The following is a 15,670-nucleotide window of genomic DNA, read 5'->3' as shown; positions in this document are numbered from 1 at the left end:
TGATACAGAGCATCATCAGCCGTCAATTTTCTTGCGCACAGCCGCGCAAAAGACGCATCAATCGGATAATTCGCAGAGATTTTTACTGCGCGATCGGGTTTCCATCGGCCGATGCGCTATAACTCTGACAGCAGGTTTGGTATTCTTAGCGTCCGTTATTTGGGAGCAGTTATGGAATCCTGGTACTTACTCTATTGCAAGCGTGGACAGCTGTTACGCGCGAAAGAGCATCTTGAGCGGCAGGAGGTAACATGCCTCAGCCCGATGATCGCTCTGGAAAAGATCGTGCGCGGTAAACGCACCACCGTGAGTGAACCGCTGTTTCCCAACTATCTGTTTATCGAATTTGATCCGGAAGCCATTCACACCACTACCATCAGCAGCACGCGCGGCGTCAGCCATTTTGTGCGCTTTGGTGCTATGCCCGCAACGGTGCCGCATGATGTGATTGAAGCGCTGCAAACGGATACGCCGCAGATTATGCTGGATCCGGAGACGCCGCAGGTGGGTGATGAAGTGCTGATCACCGACGGCACCTTCGAAGGGCTGCGCGCTATTTTTGCCGAGCCCGATGGCGAAACCCGCTCCGTGCTGCTGCTCAACCTGCTGAACAAACAGGTGATGCGCAGCGTGGATAACAAGCAATTCCGTAAAGTTTAAGCCAGTCTGAACAGCTGACGCGCGTTGTGATCGACACGTGCCCCCAGCGTTTCCGCCGCTTCCCCGCGCCAGTTCGCCACCTGCTGCACAATGTGCGGCAGGAAACAGGGCTCGTTGCGGCGCGAGGTCGGACGCGGACGCATATCCCGCGGCAGCAGATAAGGGGCATCGGTCTCCAGCAGCAGCCGCTCTGCCGGGATCAGCGGTAACAACTCACGCAGTTCCATACCGCGACGCTCATCGCACACCCAGCCGGTAATGCCCACCGACAGCCCCATCGCCAGACAGGCTTCCAGCTCTTCTCGCGTGCCGGTAAAGCAGTGCACGACGGCACCTGGCAACCGGGGCAGCCAGGGCTGCAGCACCGCAGCGAAACGCGCATGGGCTTCCCGGCAGTGCAGGAAAACCGGCAGCTGCAGTTCGGCTGCCAGCGCCAGCTGCGCATCAAACGCATATTCCTGCTGCTCATGTGCCGCCAGATTGCGGTTAAAATCGAGACCGCATTCCCCAATCGCCACGACCTGTCCGTTTCCGGCCAGGCGGCGCAGTGTGCTGGCCGTTTCGGCCGACCATTCGCTGGCATGATGCGGATGCACGCCGGCGGTTGACCAGCAGTAGCCCGGGTGCCGCGCGGCCAGCTGGCTCGCCTGCTGGCTCTCCAGCGCATTGGTGCCGGTGATTAACAGGCCGGTGACGCCTGCTTCGCGCGCACGTTTTACCACCTGATCGCGATCTTTTGCGAATTGCGTGCTGGTCAGGTTTACACCGATATCAAACATGTTTTCTCCTCACAAGATTCCGGGCGGGCCAGGCCGCGGCAGCGGGCCACCCATGCGACAGCCAGACGCGCCGCGCCAGACTTGGCCTGCCGCAGATAGACAAACCGCCCTGACGGGCGGTTTAAGTGAATGTCGTCCCGCACACGCGGGGTGTCCTGCATTAAGGACATCAGGATTCCGGGTTCTGTTCCTCGCCGTCCACAGCCTTGCGCCCTTTACCCACGTAATAGCGGGAGAAGAATACGCCGACTTCAAACAGGCAGTACATCGGAATAGCGAGCAAAGTTTGCGAGAAAACGTCCGGCGGTGTCAGCAGCATCCCGACCACGAAAGCGCCAACCAGAATGTAAGGACGCTTCTTTTTCAGATCTTCCGGCGTGGTGATGCCTGTCCAGCAGAGCAGCACAATCGCAATCGGCACTTCAAAGGCCACGCCAAATGCCATGAAAATCGTCATCACAAAATCGAGATAGTTCGTGATGTCAGTGGCAATGGTCACGCCCTGCGGCGCGGTTTTGGCAAAAAATCCAAACGCCAGCGGGAAAACAATGAAGTAGGCAAAAGCGACGCCAACATAAAACAGCAGCGTACTGGAGAACAGCAGCGGCATCACCAGCCGGCGCTCATGGCGATAGAGGGCCGGCGCGACAAAGGCCCATACCTGATACAGGATCACCGGCACGGCGAGAAAGACCGACACAATAATTGTCAGCTTGATGGGCGTAAAAAACGGTGACGCCACATCCGTGGCAATCATGCTGGCCCCGACCGGCATCTGGCTGATCAGCGGCGATGCTACCGCGTGATAGATGTCATTGGCGAAGTACACCAGACACAGGAAGATAACAAAGACCGCGATAATGCAGTTCAGCAGACGTTTACGCAGCTCAATCAGGTGGCTGATGAGCGGTTGGGTATCTTCAACGGCCATGTTTATCGTTCATCTTTAACAGAAGGAGACGCAGGGGTAGCGGTGCTGGCCGGGGCCGGTTCCGCCGGTTGTGGCGCCTGCGGGGGCGCGCTGGCCTGCTGCTGAGCAGCGGCAGGTGAAACCGGCGGCTGTGGCGTGGCCGGCTGAACCGGCGCTGGCGGCTCAGGCTGTGCCACCGGATGCGGTTGATGAATGGTGTTGGCTTCATCTTCCGCTTTTTCGATATCAATGCTTTGCTGCACAGAGCGCTTCATGGAATCCGCGGTTTTGCGCAGCTCTTCCATCGATTGTTTGAGCTCCGGCGAGAGCGTGCCGCGGCCCGCCTCTTCCACTTTCTTCAGGCTGTCCTGCAGCTCCTGCAGTTTCAGCTCCTGCGCCAGTTCGTTCTGCACGTTGGCGGCCAGCGAGCGGATAGCCCGGATCCAGCCCACCACGGTTTTCACCGCAACCGGTAATCGCTGCGGACCCAATACAATCAGCCCGATCACGAACACCAATACCAGTTCACTAAAACCAATATCGAACACAGTTATACCTTACTTATCCCGGGCGTCGTCTTTGCTCGCCGGGTTTGGCTGTTTGTCTGCCAGCGTTTTGGCGTTGAAGTCAGCGTCCTGCTCTTTCGGGTGATCCTTTTTGTCGTCTTCATCACTCATGGCCTTTTTGAAGCCGCGAATTGAAGAGCCTAAATCCGAACCCAGATTACGGAGCTTATTGGTACCGAACAAAAGAACAACAATGACGGCAATGATTAATAATTGCCAGATACTGATACCGCCCATGAGATATGCCTCTGATATTCTGTGAAAAACGATTAACTGTAGCGCACAGAAAGTCCGTGTGTGCCCGGACTTTAGCCTGCGACATTACGCGATTTGCCCCAGGCAGACAATCAGTTTGTCTTGCGCCAGCCGACCAGCCAGGTAACGATGCCGGCGGCAAATAACAGCGCCGGAAAGAAGTCCCAGTCCGGGCGGCTCAGCAGCACTGCGGTGCCACTTAATAACAGTGTAGCCCCTACGCCAAACAGGTAGCGCGCCTGATGATGCCGCGTGCGCTGCGTGCTCATCTCTGTCGCCAGCTTGTCCACACTGTGCTGCAGTAACTTGTGATGGCGCAGGCTGTCGTAGAAAAGCTCCGGCAACTCCGGCAGTTTCTCCGCCCAGAATGGCGCTTTGTCTTTTACCGCCCGCAGCAGCGCCGGAATACCGATCTGATCTTTAATCCAGTCTTCCAGGAATGGCTTCGCGGTTTTCCACAAATCCAGCTGCGGATAAAGCTGGCGGCCGATGCCTTCAATATACAGCAGCGTTTTCTGCAGCAGTACCAGCTGCGGCTGCACTTCCATATTAAAGCGCCGCGCAGTGTTGAACAGATTCAGCAGGACGTGACCAAACGAAATTTCGGCCAGCGGCTTCTCGAAAATCGGCTCGCACACCGTGCGGATGGCAAACTCGAAATCCTCGACGTTGGTGTCCGGCGGTACCCACCCCGAATCCACGTGCAGTTCCGCCACTTTGCGATAGTCACGATTAAAGAAGGCGATGAAGTTTTCGGCCAGATAGCGCTTGTCTTCTTTGTTCAGCGAGCCAACGATGCCGCAGTCAATGCCGATATATTGCGGATCTTCCGGGTGCTCGTAGCTGACAAAAATGTTGCCCGGATGCATATCCGCGTGGAAGAAACTGTCGCGGAACACCTGGGTAAAGAACACCTGCACGCCGCGCTCGGCCAGCAGCTTCATATTAACGCCATGCTGCTCCAGCGTTGCTACATCAGAGATCGGAATGCCGTAAATGCGTTCCATCACCAGCATGGATTCGCTGCAGTAGTCCGAGAACACTTCCGGCACGTACAACATTTTGCTCTGCTCAAAGTTACGCCGCAGCTGAATGGCATTCGCCGCTTCACGCAGCAGATTGAGTTCGTCGATCAGCGTTTTTTCGTAATCGCGCACCACTTCCATCGGTCGCAGACGACGTCCGTCCGGCAGCAGGCGCGGTACCCAGCGCGCCAGACGGTAGATCAGCTTCATATCCGCTTTGATCACCGGCAGGATGTCCGGGCGAATCACTTTGATCACCACTTCGCGGCCGTTGGATTTGAGCGTGGCGGTATGAACCTGCGCAATAGAGGCCGACGCCAGCGGTTTAATATCGAAATCATCAAACCAGGTTTCTACCGGACCGCCGATTGAACGCTCAATCTGCGCTTTGGCTTTGACGCCATCAAACGGCGCCACGCGGTCCTGCAGAATCGCCAGCTCATCAGCAATACGCGGCGGGAACAGATCGCGGCGCGTGGAGAGCATCTGACCAAACTTGATCCACACCGGCCCCAGCTGTTCCATTGCCAGACGCAAACGTGCGCCCATTTCGGCTTCTTTGTGCCGGTTCGGGATCCAGAACACGCAGCGACGCCACAGGCGCAGCGGCAGCGTGAGCCGCATATGGGGAATAAGCTCATCCAGACCGTAGGTCAGGAAGATCTTGATGATGAAGTATAAGCGCCGAATTTCTCCCAGCGTCATTTCGCCTCCAGCTGTGCTAAACGCGCATCTAACGCATTAAGCGAACGTTCCACGGCTTCCACCTCTTCACTCAACCACGCCAGCTCCAGCGCACCCGGTGCCACACGCCACTCTTCCGTCAGCGCCTGGCCCAGATAATCCTGCCGGCGGGAGACCTGCTGCTGTACGAACCGGAATGCCTGCTGCGCGGCCTGGCTGAGCCCCTGTGCGGCGATATCGCCGACCCACGGTGCAAGGTATTCCGCCGGATCCAGTTCCGCCAGATCCATCAGCGCAGAGAACTGCTGCACAACCTGCAGATCGCCCTCCACGTTCAGCTCACCGCTGCGGATCAGAGTGGTCAGCTGCTGGCGATCGCGCAGCTTCGGCAGCGTGCTGAAACGCAGACTGACGCTGCAGTCACTGCTGTCCTGCCAGTCGCTCAGCACGTCAAGCTGGTTTTCACTGAATACCAGCACCAGCGGAAAATCCAGCTCCTGCAAACGCAGCAGCAGCACTTTGCCCGCCAGGCGCTGACGCGCAGCCTTCAGGCTGCGATCGCGGTAGAGGATGCGGTTCAGGGCGGTTTCAAGACCGCCGGTGATGAGAGGGGTGAAAGTCATGATCAATCAGAACTTAAAGCCGCGATGCAGCGCGACAATGCCGCCGGTCATATTGAAATAGGTGGTGTTTTCAAACCCGGCATCATTCATCATCGCCTTCAGCGTTTCCTGGTCCGGATGCATGCGAATGGATTCAGCCAGGTAGCGGTAGCTTTCCGCGTCTTTCGCCACCAGCTGACCAATGCGCGGCAGAATATGGAACGAGTAGGTATCGTAAGCTTTGCTCAGCGGGTCAAGCAGCGGTTTGGAAAATTCCAGCACCAGCAGACGGCCGCCTGGCTTCAGGACGCGGAACATGGAGGCCAGCGCCTTCTCTTTTTCGGTAACGTTACGCAGTCCGAAGGAGATCGTGATGCAGTCAAAATAGTTATCCGGGAAGGGTAATGCTTCGGCATTCGCCTGCACGTAACTGACATTGCCCGATACGCCAAGGTTGCGCAGCTTTTCGCGGCCCATCTTCAGCATGGAGCTGTTGATGTCTGCCAGTACCACCTGACCGGTTTCGCCAACCAGCCGGGAAAATTTCGCCGTGAGGTCGCCGGTGCCACCGGCCAAATCCAGCACGCGCTGACCGCGGCGCACGCCGCTGCTGTCAATGGTAAAACGCTTCCAGACGCGATGGATGCCGAACGACATCAGGTCGTTCATCAGGTCATATTTCGCTGCGACCGAGTGAAACACGTCTGCGACTTTGTCGGCCTTTTCGCTTTTAGCGACGGTCTGAAAGCCAAAATGGGTAGTTTCCTGCTGTGATTCATCTGCCATCGGTTTTACCTGTTCCACAAACAATACTTCCCGAAGTGTATCAGAGTCGCGCGATCCGAGCACGCCACCCACACGTTATTCATTGATGCGCCGCAGGGAAGCGGCGGCGGAATCCGCTGCGTTTTCATCGGAATCGTCTGCGTCATCCCACCTCTCATCCTCGCCTTCCGGCTGCGCCTGCGTAGCGAGCTGTGTATTAATGGGCCGCTTGATTTCCACGCCCAGCGTGCGGAATGCTTCGCTTTGCGCGATCAGGTTGCCGCGCCCTTGCGCCAGCTTTTTCATCGCCTGCTGATAGCTCTGCTGCGCTTTGTCGAGGTTGTTACCGATGCTGCTCATGTCATCCACAAACAGCCGCATTTTGTCATACAGCCGCGCCGCGCGATCGGCAATGCGCTGCGCGTTGCGGCTCTGATGCTCATAGCGCCACAGGTTATTGATGGTGCGCAGCGCCACCAGCAGCGTGGTCGGGCTGACCAGCATAATATTTTGCTGCAGCGCTTCGCTAATCAGCTCAGGCTGACGGTCAATCGCCAGCAGGAAAGCGGGTTCAACCGGAATGAACATCAGCACGTAATCCAGCGAGCGCAAGCCGGGCAGCTGCTGGTAATCTTTTCGTCCCAGCAGACGAATATGGCCGCGCACCGCACTGATGTGTGCCTGGATCGCCTGTTCGCGCGTGGCTTCATCATCCGCGTTAAAGTAGCGTTCGTAGGCGATGAGCGTCATTTTGGCGTCGATCACCACGTCTTTGCCCTGCGGCAGACGCACAATGACATCCGGCTGCATTCTGCCCTGCTGCTCCAGCTGCACACTGACCTGCGTCTGGTATTCATAGCCTTCGCGCAGGCCGGAGGCTTCCAGCACGCGGCTCAGCACTACTTCACCCCAGTTACCCTGAATTTTATTGTCGCCTTTCAGCGCCTTGGTCAGGTTGATCGCTTCCTGCGCCATCTGCGCGTTCAGCTGCTGCAGCTGACGGATCTCATGCGCCAGCGTATGACGTTCACGCGCCTCCTGGCCAAAACTGTCATTGACCTGACGACGGAATCCGTCGAGCTGTTCGCGCAGCGGGGTGATCAGGCTGTTAAGGCTTTGCCGGTTCTGTTCGTCAACGCGCCGTCCGCTGTTTTCAAAGATGCGGTTGGCCAGGTTTTCGAACTGGGCAGTCAGGCGCTGTTCGCTGTTGGTCAGCAGGCGCTGCTTCTCCTCAGCGGCGAAGCGCGTCTCTTCCAGACGGATAGTCACTTCGCGCAGTTCAGCTTCCTGCGCGCTGTTTACTTCCAGCTGATTACGCAGTTCGCGGCTTAACTGCTCGCTTTCACTGCGCCAGTAGTCCAGCTGCTGCAGCCGCTCCTGCGCCGCGCTTAGCGTGCCGTGCAGCTGGCGCAGCTCATGCTCGCGCTGCTGAAGCTGCTGCTGCAGTTGCGCAGACTGCTGCTGCTGACGCTGCAGCGCCTCTTCCAGCAGTCTGCGCTCGGTCGTAAAACTGGCAAGCTGATGGCCCGCCCGCAGCTGGGCAATAATCCAGCCAATGCCGATACCGGCCAGCGCCAGCGCGCCGCTAATGATAAGTTGCTGATCCATAATTCCCCCGCGGATCGTCTCGCTGGGGAAGAAGGTAAAATCCCACTGTATGAATGTCCAGAACAATCATACAGGCGGGGCATTTCACCGGCAGCGCTACAGCGCGCGCACCGTCAGCTCGCCCGCTTTCCACGCATCAATCAGAAAGAACGGCATCGCCAGCGTCCATTCGCCCGTGTTATGAACCTTCGCGGGATAGCACCAGCTGTTGCCGCCATAGGTAATTTCCACCTGCTGCTGGCCACTGACGCTGTTTGCCACTTTACCGGCCATGCTGGCGAAACCGGCATTGCTGCCCACGTGAAAGCTGTCGGTCTGCCAGCGAATCGGCGGATGCGCAGGCCACGGCTGAGCATGATGGAAGTGAAAGAGCTCATCGTGGTTCAGCACGCTTTCACGCACCGTTGGCCACAGCGCCACTTTGAGAAAGTACTGATCGGTGAAACGTTCGCTGCCCTGATACTGCGCGATGAAATGACGCATCTGCTGCTCTGCATTGTGAAACACGCCGTGGCACCCACCCCACATGCCGGCCAGCAGCAGTTCGGTATGCGAGAAGTAGTCACGCATATGGTGGAACCAGTAAGGCGAAGCCAGCCAGGCTTGCACCGCTGCAACCTCCCGCTCGGAGAGCAGCGAGTCAGCATCGCGCACGATAAAACGTTTTACCGTCGGATCGTCGATAACCAGAAAACGCCACAGCGTCGGGAAAAGGGTTTTTTCATGTGACATATCCACCAGCTGGCTGTTGGGTTGCGCCAGCCGCTGCCGCACATGCGCCGGCACGCTGTCGTCGAGATAGATACGGCATACCCAGTCGGGATAGAGTTCCCGCGCCACTTCGACGTTTTTTATCAGCGTTTCGCAGTAGCGCGGCTGGCCGCCATACAGGCTGAAGGCAATCACATTTTCAGTGGGATTATCACGATTTATCGCTGGCGGAGCGGTCGCAGGCAGCGGCGCTTTCGGCCCGCTGCTGAACCTGGCGTCAGCAAGCGTCAGGGATTCCAGGCCGTAACGCGCCACTTCGTCATGCTTACCCAGCCAGCCACACACTTCCGTCAGGCCATCCAGCCAGGTTTCTGAAGCCTGCGCGCGCTGCGCCGCCGGTGACTGATAAATCTTCTGGTAGATTTTATAGGATTTTTTATGCTCGCCGGTACGCATCAGCGTCAGCGCGTAATCACTCAGCACCTGCATCTGATGCGGCATAAACCGCAGCACTTCTTCGCAGCACTGGCGGGCCTGCAGATAATCAGCGGCCGCCATGGCCTGGCGAAACCGCGCGGCGGCGCTTTCCATGCGCGCCTGCGCCGCTGCGGGGTTAGGATGAAAAGCCGGACGTGGGACAGAAACCGTTTTGCGCATAAGAAATTTCTCAGATTAGCGGAAATTGCGCGCATTCTAATCAGGCAATTACGGAGCGCCCTATAAGTCTGGTCTCGATTTCATTCCCTGACTGACGCACTACAGCAAGCGACGTGCGGCGTCGACCACAATCTTCACCGCATCGCTTTCGGTCTGCTTCATGGTGGCCGCATCCGGGATCTCTTTCTGCGTGCGATTCACGATGACGCCCGCCACCATGCCGGCACGCAGTCCCTGACTGGCGCACATGGTTAACAGTGTAGCGGATTCCATTTCATAGTTGAGCACGCCCATCGCCTGCCACTCTTTCATCGAGCCCTGGAAACGGCTGACCACGCGGCCGGAGAAGGTGTCGTAACGTTCCTGCCCCGGGTAAAAGGTGTCGGAAGACGCAGTAATGCCAATGTGCGTCGTGGCACCACATGCCTCTGCTGCCGCGACCAGCGCTGTGGTACAGGCGAAATCGGCGACGGCCGGGAATTCCATCGGGGCAAAGTGCAGGCTGGCGCCATCAAGACGCACGGAGGCGGTCGTTACCAGCACGTCGCCCACGTTAATGTGCGGCTGAATCGCACCGGTCGTGCCCACGCGCAGGAAGGTGCGAACGCCAAGCTGTGCCAGCTCTTCGACCGCAATCGAGGTTGACGGGCCACCGATACCGGTTGAGCACACCACTACCGGTTTACCTTCAATCTCCGCCAGCCAGGTGGTGAATTCACGATGGGAAGCCAGATGCTGCGGGTTATCCATCAGTGCGGCGATCTTTTTTACGCGCTCCGGATCACCAGGAACAATCGCCAGCGTGGCTCCTTTCAGATCGGCTTTGGTGATGCCAAGGTGGAAAACGTCAGACTGGGCCATAACAGACTCCTGGATAATAAAAGGGATAAGCGCGCCACTTTACGTCAGCCGCCCGCATAAATATGTGACTGGTTTCACTATCAATAATGAAACTTACATTAAAGCTAAATCTAAATGAGATCCAAATCACACAAAACAACTCTGCTCACCGGGATTGCTACAAGCAGTGCTGTGTCGTCAGCGCGGGCAGTGTTAATAGAGAAGCGGCTCCTGTGATCCTGCCCGCTGTACCCTGCATCAGCCTTGCCGTGCGGCCAGGCTATAGTTACGTGATTGCGCACCTGTCAGCATGGAGAGAACAATGAAAACCGAAGACACTATGCCACAAAATCCGGCAACTGACGGCTTTGCACCGGCAGTTCAGCCTACCGCCGGCAGTACCATTATCACACACAGTGAAGAGATTCATGCCGGCGAAACCTCGGTGCCCAGCCAGGGCGAAAACCTGCCTGCCTGGTACGCCCGGCCAAAAACTTTTGAAGGCACGTTGCCCGTCGTGCTGGTGGTGCAGGAAATTTTTGGCGTTCACGAGCACATCCGCGATATCTGTCGCCGTCTGGCGCTTGAGGGTTATCTGGCGGTGGCGCCGGAACTCTATTTCCGCGAAGGCGACCCCAGCGACTATCACGATATTCCGACGCTGTTTAAAGAGCTGGTCAGCAAGGTGCCGGATTCGCAGGTGCTGTCCGATCTTGATCACGTTGCCAACTGGGCAGCGCGTCACGGCGGCGATATGCGTCGTCTTGGCATTACCGGCTTTTGCTGGGGCGGCCGTATCAGCTGGCTGTTTGCTGCGCACAATCCGCAGGTGCGCGCCGCGGTAGCCTGGTATGGTCGGCTGGAAGGGGAAAAGACCCTGAAGCAGCAAAAACACCCCATCGATGTCGCCACCGATCTCAACGCACCGGTGCTGGGATTATATGGCGGGCAGGATGACAGCATTCCGCTGGAGAGTATCGATAAGATGCGCCAGGCGCTGCATGCCGCCAATGCCAAAGCGGAGATCGTGGTTTATCCGGAAGCGGGTCACGCCTTTAATGCCGATTATCGTCCGGGTTACCACGCTGAATCAGCGCGGGATGGCTGGCAGCGCATGCTGGCGTGGTTTAAGCAGAACGGTGTGGTGGCTGACGACCGCTAAGCCACAGGGCGCCCGTGCGCCCTGAGCTGTCCGGCGTGGCGGCGTCCGGCACGCCGCGCAGGTTCCGCTCACGTCGCGGTGCCGGACGCGGTGCCAGCCGCGCCCGTTTCACTCTCTGCTGCACCCTGCATTTATCCCCGCCGCCTGCCTGCATGAGATGTTTAGCCGTCCAGATGTTTACACATCTATATTCTGCAGGTACTGTATGCCACTCAGGCGCAATTTGTTTACTCCCGATGTGAAGGACGCTCATGATCGAACTCAAACACCTGCGAACGCTGCAGGCGTTACGGAACACCGGCTCATTAGCCGCCGCCGCCGCCCAGCTTCATCAGACGCAATCGGCGCTGTCTCACCAGTTCAGCGATCTGGAGCAGCGGCTTGGTTTCCGGCTGTTCGTGCGTAAGAGTCAGCCGTTACGCTTCACGCCGCAGGGAGAGATTTTGCTGCAGCTGGCTGAGCAGATTCTGCCGCAGATTCAGCAGGCGCTGCAGGCCTGCCACGAGCCGCATCAGACCACGCTGCGCATCGCCATTGAGTGCCACAGCTGTATTCAGTGGCTGACGCCGGCGCTGAACAATTTCCGCCAGAGCTGGCCACAGGTGGTGATGGACTTTAAATCCGGCGTGACCTTTGATCCTCAGCCCGCGCTGCAGCAGGGCGAGCTGGATGTGGTCCTGACCTCCGACATTCTGCCGCGCAGCGGCCTGTTTTACTCGCCTATGTTTGATTTTGAAGTGCGGCTGGTGCTGGCACCGGATCATCCGCTCGCGCAGCAGACGCATATCACCCCGGAAGATTTGGCGGATGAGGTGTTAATGATCTATCCGGTGCAGCGGCAGCGTCTGGATGTGTGGCGTCATTTCCTGCAACCGGCGGGCATCAGCCCGGCGCTGAAAAGCGTGGATAACACCCTGCTGCTGATTCAGATGGTGTCAGCGCGCATGGGCATCGCCGCGCTGCCACACTGGGTGGTGGAGAGTTTTGAGCATCAGGGACTGGTGGTGACGCGGACGCTGGGCGAGGGCTTATGGAGCCGCCTGTATGCCGCCGTGCGCGACGGCGAACAGCGACAGCCGGTGATGGAAGCCTTTGTGCGTTTTGCCCGTCAGCATGCCTGTGAGCATCTGCCCTACGTGCGTGATGCCTCACGCCCCGGCTCGCTGCAGCCGCTGTCATCCTGATACCGCGGGCGACCCCGGTCGTCCGTGCTGTTATCCCTGCCCGGCCTGCACTATAATGCGCCGCCTTAATTCGCGACCCGGAGAGTTTCACCATGACCAATAACGATGTTCTGCGCAGCGTGCGCTATATGCTGGATTTAAGCGACAGCAAAGTGGTGGAGATTTTTGCCCTGGCGGGAAGCGAGGTGCCGCTGGAAGATGTGCAGGCGTGGCTGAAAAAAGAGGATGAAGCGGGGTTCCGTAAACTGCCCGACGTGCTGATGGGTTATTACCTTAACGGGCTGATTTTCTACCGCCGCGGCAAAAGCGAGGATGCGCCAGCGCCTTCGCTGGAGCGCCGCATGAATAACAATATCTTTCTGAAGAAGCTGCGCATCGCCTTTGCGCTGAAAACCACCGATATCCCGGAGATTCTGCTGAAAGCGAACTTTAAGGTCTCGCAGGCGGAAATCGGGGCCATCTTCCGCAACCCGGACCACAAAAATTATCGCGAATGCGGCGATCAGATTCTGCGTAACTTTCTCAAGGGCCTGACGCTGCAGCTGCGCCCGGCCACTCCGGCAAAAAAGGCGTAAGCGCGAACTGAACGGCCGGCCGGACCGGCCAGGCTGTCGCGCTGGCCTGGCGGCTCAGTGGCGGCTGTTACCCACCACCCAGCGCTTATGCACATAGAGCGAGGCGAAAATTACCACCGCCCCGGCAATAAAACTCGGCCAGTGCGGCCGCTGCTGCCAGATTGCCAGGTTTACCAGCAGCCCCGCCGGCACATGCATATTGTTCATGATACCCAGCGTGCCGGCGTCTACCTGGGTCGCGCCATAATTCCACATAAAATAGCCCAGTCCGGAAGCGGCCACACCCAGCCAGACCAGAATGCCCCACTGCAGTGAGGTTGTCGGCAGCTTGTGAGGATTGCCCCACAGGGACCAGGCAAGCGCCGCAATCAGCACCGCCCCCAGATAGAACCACGAAAACGCGGTATGCTGCGGCATTGGCCGGGTTTCCTGCAGGCGCTTGTAGCCAACCATCCCGGCAGCGAAACAGAGGTTAGCCGCCTGCACCAGCAACAGCCCCAGCCAGAAGTGATCGCTGACTTTGTCATAACGGATGATGGCCGCCCCCGCCACCGCCAGCAGCGCGCTGAACGCATAGCCAATCCGCAGTGGCCGTCTGCTGAGCAGATCGTAAATCAGCGTCACATACAGCGGCGTCATGACGGTGAACAGCAAAAATTCTGACACGCTGAGATACAGATACGCCTCAAAGCTGATCAGATACATGATGCCCAGTTGCAGCATGCCCACCAGCATATACAGCAGCAGCGTTGACGGGCGGTAGCCGCGCCAGCGCAGAAAAGGCAGGAACACCAGCGCAGCCAGTCCCAGACGCATCAGCACCGAAAACCAGGTATCCACCTGTCCCGCCAGGTATTCGCCAATCAGACTAAAAGAAAATGCCCACAGAATGGTGGTAACGATCAGTAACAGCACGGTAAAAGATCCAGAAATCCATGAAGCCGCTAGTGTAAACAATGTCAGGCGACCGGGCTGGAAAAACTGGTTGACAACTGGTCATATTGACAGCAAACAGAGCGGACAGGTAATCCCCTGCGCGTAAAGAGGCCAGACCGGCTATGACAACAGGCTGCACGGCGCAGCGGATTTTCGCCCGCACGGACGCCTTTTTACCCGGCGCACATCCGACACTTTCTGGCGCTTTTCGCGCCCGATTGTCATAAAACTGTAACAGTTGTGTCAGCCGTCACAGTAACCCCGCCGCGCCCTCACTATCCTTTGCGCGCAATGGAAACCGCGATTTCCAGGCTGATTTACCCCTTTTCTGCCCCAACCTGCTGGGAATAAATACCAAAAGTGCGCCCTGGAGGGCCCTGTTCATGTTAAGTATCTTTAAACCTGCACCGCATCGGCCACCGGTGGCTGATGATCGCGTTGATCCGCTCTACCGCCGCCTGCGCTGGCAAATTTTCCTTGGTATCTTCTTCGGCTACGCTGCCTATTATCTGGTCCGTAAGAACTTCGCGCTGGCAATGCCTTATCTGGTCGAGCAGGGATTTTCCCGTGGCGATCTCGGCTTTGCCCTTTCCGGTATCTCTATTGCCTACGGTTTTTCCAAATTCATTATGGGTTCGGTCTCCGATCGGTCCAATCCGCGCGTCTTCCTGCCTGCCGGATTAATTCTGGCGGCAGCGGTCATGCTGTTCATGGGCTTTGTCCCCTGGGCCACCTCCGGCATTATGATCATGTTTGTGCTGCTGTTTTTGTGCGGCTGGTTCCAGGGAATGGGCTGGCCGCCCTGCGGTCGCACGATGGTGCACTGGTGGTCGCAGAAGGAGCGCGGCGGCATCGTATCCGTCTGGAACTGTGCGCATAATGTTGGCGGAGGGATTCCGCCGCTGCTGTTTCTGCTGGGGATGGCGTGGTTTAACGACTGGAAAGCCGCGCTCTATATGCCGGCGTTCGCCGCTATTCTGGTCGCCGTCATCGCGTTTGCGCTGATGCGCGACACGCCGCAGTCATGCGGGCTGCCGCCGATTGAAGCCTATAAAAACGACTATCCGCCTGACTATAACGCCGCGCATGAACAGGAGCTGACCGCAAAGCAGATTTTCATGCAGTATGTGCTGCCCAATAAGCTGCTGTGGTACATCGCCCTGGCCAACGTATTTGTCTACCTGCTGCGCTACGGCATTCTCGACTGGTCGCCCACTTACCTGAAGGAGGTGAAGCACTTCACGCTGGATAAATCCTCCTGGGCCTACTTCTTTTACGAATACGCCGGCATTCCCGGCACGCTGCTGTGCGGCTGGATGTCCGATAAGGTGTTCCGCGGTAATCGCGGGGCGACCGGGGTGTTCTTTATGACGCTGGTGACGCTGGCGACCGTGATTTACTGGCTCAATCCGCCGGGCAATCCGGGCGTTGATATGGCCTGTATGATCGTTATCGGTTTTCTGATTTACGGCCCGGTGATGCTGATTGGCCTGCACGCGCTGGAGCTGGCACCGAAGAAAGCCGCAGGCACCGCGGCGGGCTTTACCGGCCTGTTTGGTTATCTGGGCGGATCTGTCGCGGCCAGCGCCATCGTGGGTTATACCGTGGACTATTTCGGCTGGGACGGCGGCTTCCTGGTGATGATTGCCGGCTCGGTGATGGCGGTACTACTGCTGCTGCTCACCATGATCAATGAGCATAAACATAAAGTATCGCGGGCATGATAGCGACGGGTAGCCGGTCAGGCTGCC

The 15,670-nt window shown here is 57.9% G+C and carries 16 protein-coding genes; 5 read left to right on the top strand and 11 right to left on the bottom strand.

Features of this window, described 5'->3' with window-relative positions; genetic code table 11:
* Positions 1-171: 171 nt before the first annotated feature.
* On the top strand, positions 172-660 hold the full coding sequence (rfaH, locus tag D8B20_RS00830; RefSeq protein WP_145886257.1) for a transcription/translation regulatory transformer protein RfaH: 489 nt from the start codon (positions 172-174) through the stop codon (positions 658-660).
* Here the strand turns inward: rfaH and tatD are convergent.
* The 10 genes from tatD to udp all read right to left on the bottom strand — a co-directional run bounded on the left by tatD (position 657) and on the right by udp (position 10,083).
* A complete protein-coding gene (gene tatD, locus D8B20_RS00825; protein WP_145886255.1) occupies positions 657-1,439 on the bottom strand; it encodes a 3'-5' ssDNA/RNA exonuclease TatD in 783 nt (260 codons plus the stop codon). The two genes, rfaH and tatD, sit on opposite strands and share 4 nt — an antisense overlap.
* 169 nt (positions 1,440-1,608) lie before the next feature.
* The gene (tatC, locus tag D8B20_RS00820; protein WP_145886253.1) at positions 1,609-2,370 is read right to left on the bottom strand and encodes a Sec-independent protein translocase subunit TatC; all 762 of its coding nucleotides are present in this window, start codon (positions 2,368-2,370) and stop codon (positions 1,609-1,611) included.
* Between the two features lie 2 nt (positions 2,371-2,372).
* A complete protein-coding gene (tatB, locus tag D8B20_RS00815) occupies positions 2,373-2,897 on the bottom strand; it encodes a Sec-independent protein translocase protein TatB (protein ID WP_145886251.1) in 525 nt (174 codons plus the stop codon).
* Positions 2,898-2,906: 9 nt separating this feature from the next.
* Complete coding sequence (gene tatA / locus D8B20_RS00810; RefSeq protein ID WP_145886250.1) at positions 2,907-3,152, bottom strand: twin-arginine translocase TatA/TatE family subunit; 246 nt, start codon at positions 3,150-3,152, stop codon at positions 2,907-2,909.
* Between the two features lie 110 nt (positions 3,153-3,262).
* Positions 3,263-4,900, bottom strand: a complete 1,638-nt coding sequence (gene ubiB / locus D8B20_RS00805) for a ubiquinone biosynthesis regulatory protein kinase UbiB (protein WP_145886248.1) — start codon at positions 4,898-4,900, stop codon at positions 3,263-3,265.
* Positions 4,897-5,502 carry a ubiquinone biosynthesis protein UbiJ gene (gene ubiJ, locus D8B20_RS00800; RefSeq protein ID WP_145886246.1) on the bottom strand — a complete coding sequence of 202 codons (606 nt, stop codon included), beginning with the start codon at positions 5,500-5,502 and terminating at the stop codon, positions 4,897-4,899. The genes ubiB and ubiJ overlap by 4 nt, the downstream gene beginning before the upstream one ends.
* A gap of 6 nt (positions 5,503-5,508) precedes the next feature.
* Positions 5,509-6,267, bottom strand: coding sequence for a bifunctional demethylmenaquinone methyltransferase/2-methoxy-6-polyprenyl-1,4-benzoquinol methylase UbiE (gene ubiE, locus D8B20_RS00795; protein WP_145886244.1), 759 nt, complete (start codon positions 6,265-6,267; stop codon positions 5,509-5,511).
* Positions 6,268-6,342: 75 nt separating this feature from the next.
* Entirely contained in the window at positions 6,343-7,854 is a 1,512-nt protein-coding gene (rmuC, locus tag D8B20_RS00790; RefSeq protein WP_145886242.1) for a DNA recombination protein RmuC, read from the bottom strand.
* A gap of 96 nt (positions 7,855-7,950) precedes the next feature.
* Positions 7,951-9,222: a tetratricopeptide repeat protein gene (locus D8B20_RS00785; protein WP_145886240.1), complete on the bottom strand. Its 1,272-nt coding sequence runs from the start codon at positions 9,220-9,222 to the stop codon at positions 7,951-7,953.
* A 99-nt stretch (positions 9,223-9,321) separates the two neighbouring features.
* Positions 9,322-10,083, bottom strand: coding sequence for a uridine phosphorylase (gene udp / locus D8B20_RS00780; protein ID WP_145886238.1), 762 nt, complete (start codon positions 10,081-10,083; stop codon positions 9,322-9,324).
* A gap of 301 nt (positions 10,084-10,384) precedes the next feature.
* On the opposite strand from udp, the gene D8B20_RS00775 reads away from it, so the two are divergent.
* The 3 genes from D8B20_RS00775 to D8B20_RS00765 all read left to right on the top strand — a co-directional run bounded on the left by D8B20_RS00775 (position 10,385) and on the right by D8B20_RS00765 (position 12,983).
* Entirely contained in the window at positions 10,385-11,224 is an 840-nt protein-coding gene (locus D8B20_RS00775; RefSeq protein ID WP_145886236.1) for a dienelactone hydrolase family protein, read from the top strand.
* Positions 11,225-11,475: 251 nt separating this feature from the next.
* Positions 11,476-12,408 (top strand): HTH-type transcriptional regulator MetR, encoded by a 933-nt coding sequence (metR, locus tag D8B20_RS00770; protein ID WP_145886234.1) that lies wholly within the window; start codon positions 11,476-11,478, stop codon positions 12,406-12,408.
* Between the two features lie 92 nt (positions 12,409-12,500).
* Complete coding sequence (locus tag D8B20_RS00765) at positions 12,501-12,983, top strand: YehS family protein (RefSeq protein ID WP_145886232.1); 483 nt, start codon at positions 12,501-12,503, stop codon at positions 12,981-12,983.
* 54 nt (positions 12,984-13,037) lie between these two features.
* On the opposite strand, the gene D8B20_RS00760 is transcribed toward D8B20_RS00765, so the two are convergent.
* Complete coding sequence (locus tag D8B20_RS00760; RefSeq protein ID WP_145886230.1) at positions 13,038-13,898, bottom strand: carboxylate/amino acid/amine transporter; 861 nt, start codon at positions 13,896-13,898, stop codon at positions 13,038-13,040.
* Between the two features lie 404 nt (positions 13,899-14,302).
* Between D8B20_RS00760 and glpT the strand changes: the two genes are divergently transcribed.
* On the top strand, positions 14,303-15,643 hold the full coding sequence (gene glpT / locus D8B20_RS00755; RefSeq protein ID WP_145886228.1) for a glycerol-3-phosphate transporter: 1,341 nt from the start codon (positions 14,303-14,305) through the stop codon (positions 15,641-15,643).
* Positions 15,644-15,670: the final 27 nt, after the last annotated feature.

Origin of the sequence: Candidatus Pantoea soli (genome assembly GCF_007833795.1) — a bacterium.
GTDB classification, from domain to species: Bacteria; Pseudomonadota; Gammaproteobacteria; order Enterobacterales; family Enterobacteriaceae; genus Pantoea; species Pantoea soli.
The sequence above is the reverse complement of the archived record's forward strand: the minus strand, read 5'-3'. Positions and strand labels throughout refer to the sequence as shown.

What these genes read in the sequence shown, in the direction of transcription:
- rfaH (WP_145886257.1), top strand. Translation starts at nt 172, where the DNA reads ATGGAATCCTGGTACTTACTCTATTGCAAGCGTGGACAGCTGTTACGC.
- tatD (WP_145886255.1), bottom strand. Translation starts at nt 1,439, where the DNA reads ATGTTTGATATCGGTGTAAACCTGACCAGCACGCAATTCGCAAAAGAT.
- tatC (WP_145886253.1), bottom strand. Translation starts at nt 2,370, where the DNA reads ATGGCCGTTGAAGATACCCAACCGCTCATCAGCCACCTGATTGAGCTG.
- tatA (WP_145886250.1), bottom strand. Translation starts at nt 3,152, where the DNA reads ATGGGCGGTATCAGTATCTGGCAATTATTAATCATTGCCGTCATTGTT.
- ubiB (WP_145886248.1), bottom strand. Translation starts at nt 4,900, where the DNA reads ATGACGCTGGGAGAAATTCGGCGCTTATACTTCATCATCAAGATCTTC.
- ubiJ (WP_145886246.1), bottom strand. Translation starts at nt 5,502, where the DNA reads ATGACTTTCACCCCTCTCATCACCGGCGGTCTTGAAACCGCCCTGAAC.
- ubiE (WP_145886244.1), bottom strand. Translation starts at nt 6,267, where the DNA reads ATGGCAGATGAATCACAGCAGGAAACTACCCATTTTGGCTTTCAGACC.
- rmuC (WP_145886242.1), bottom strand. Translation starts at nt 7,854, where the DNA reads ATGGATCAGCAACTTATCATTAGCGGCGCGCTGGCGCTGGCCGGTATC.
- D8B20_RS00785 (WP_145886240.1), bottom strand. Translation starts at nt 9,222, where the DNA reads ATGCGCAAAACGGTTTCTGTCCCACGTCCGGCTTTTCATCCTAACCCC.
- udp (WP_145886238.1), bottom strand. Translation starts at nt 10,083, where the DNA reads ATGGCCCAGTCTGACGTTTTCCACCTTGGCATCACCAAAGCCGATCTG.
- D8B20_RS00775 (WP_145886236.1), top strand. Translation starts at nt 10,385, where the DNA reads ATGAAAACCGAAGACACTATGCCACAAAATCCGGCAACTGACGGCTTT.
- metR (WP_145886234.1), top strand. Translation starts at nt 11,476, where the DNA reads ATGATCGAACTCAAACACCTGCGAACGCTGCAGGCGTTACGGAACACC.
- D8B20_RS00765 (WP_145886232.1), top strand. Translation starts at nt 12,501, where the DNA reads ATGACCAATAACGATGTTCTGCGCAGCGTGCGCTATATGCTGGATTTA.
- glpT (WP_145886228.1), top strand. Translation starts at nt 14,303, where the DNA reads ATGTTAAGTATCTTTAAACCTGCACCGCATCGGCCACCGGTGGCTGAT.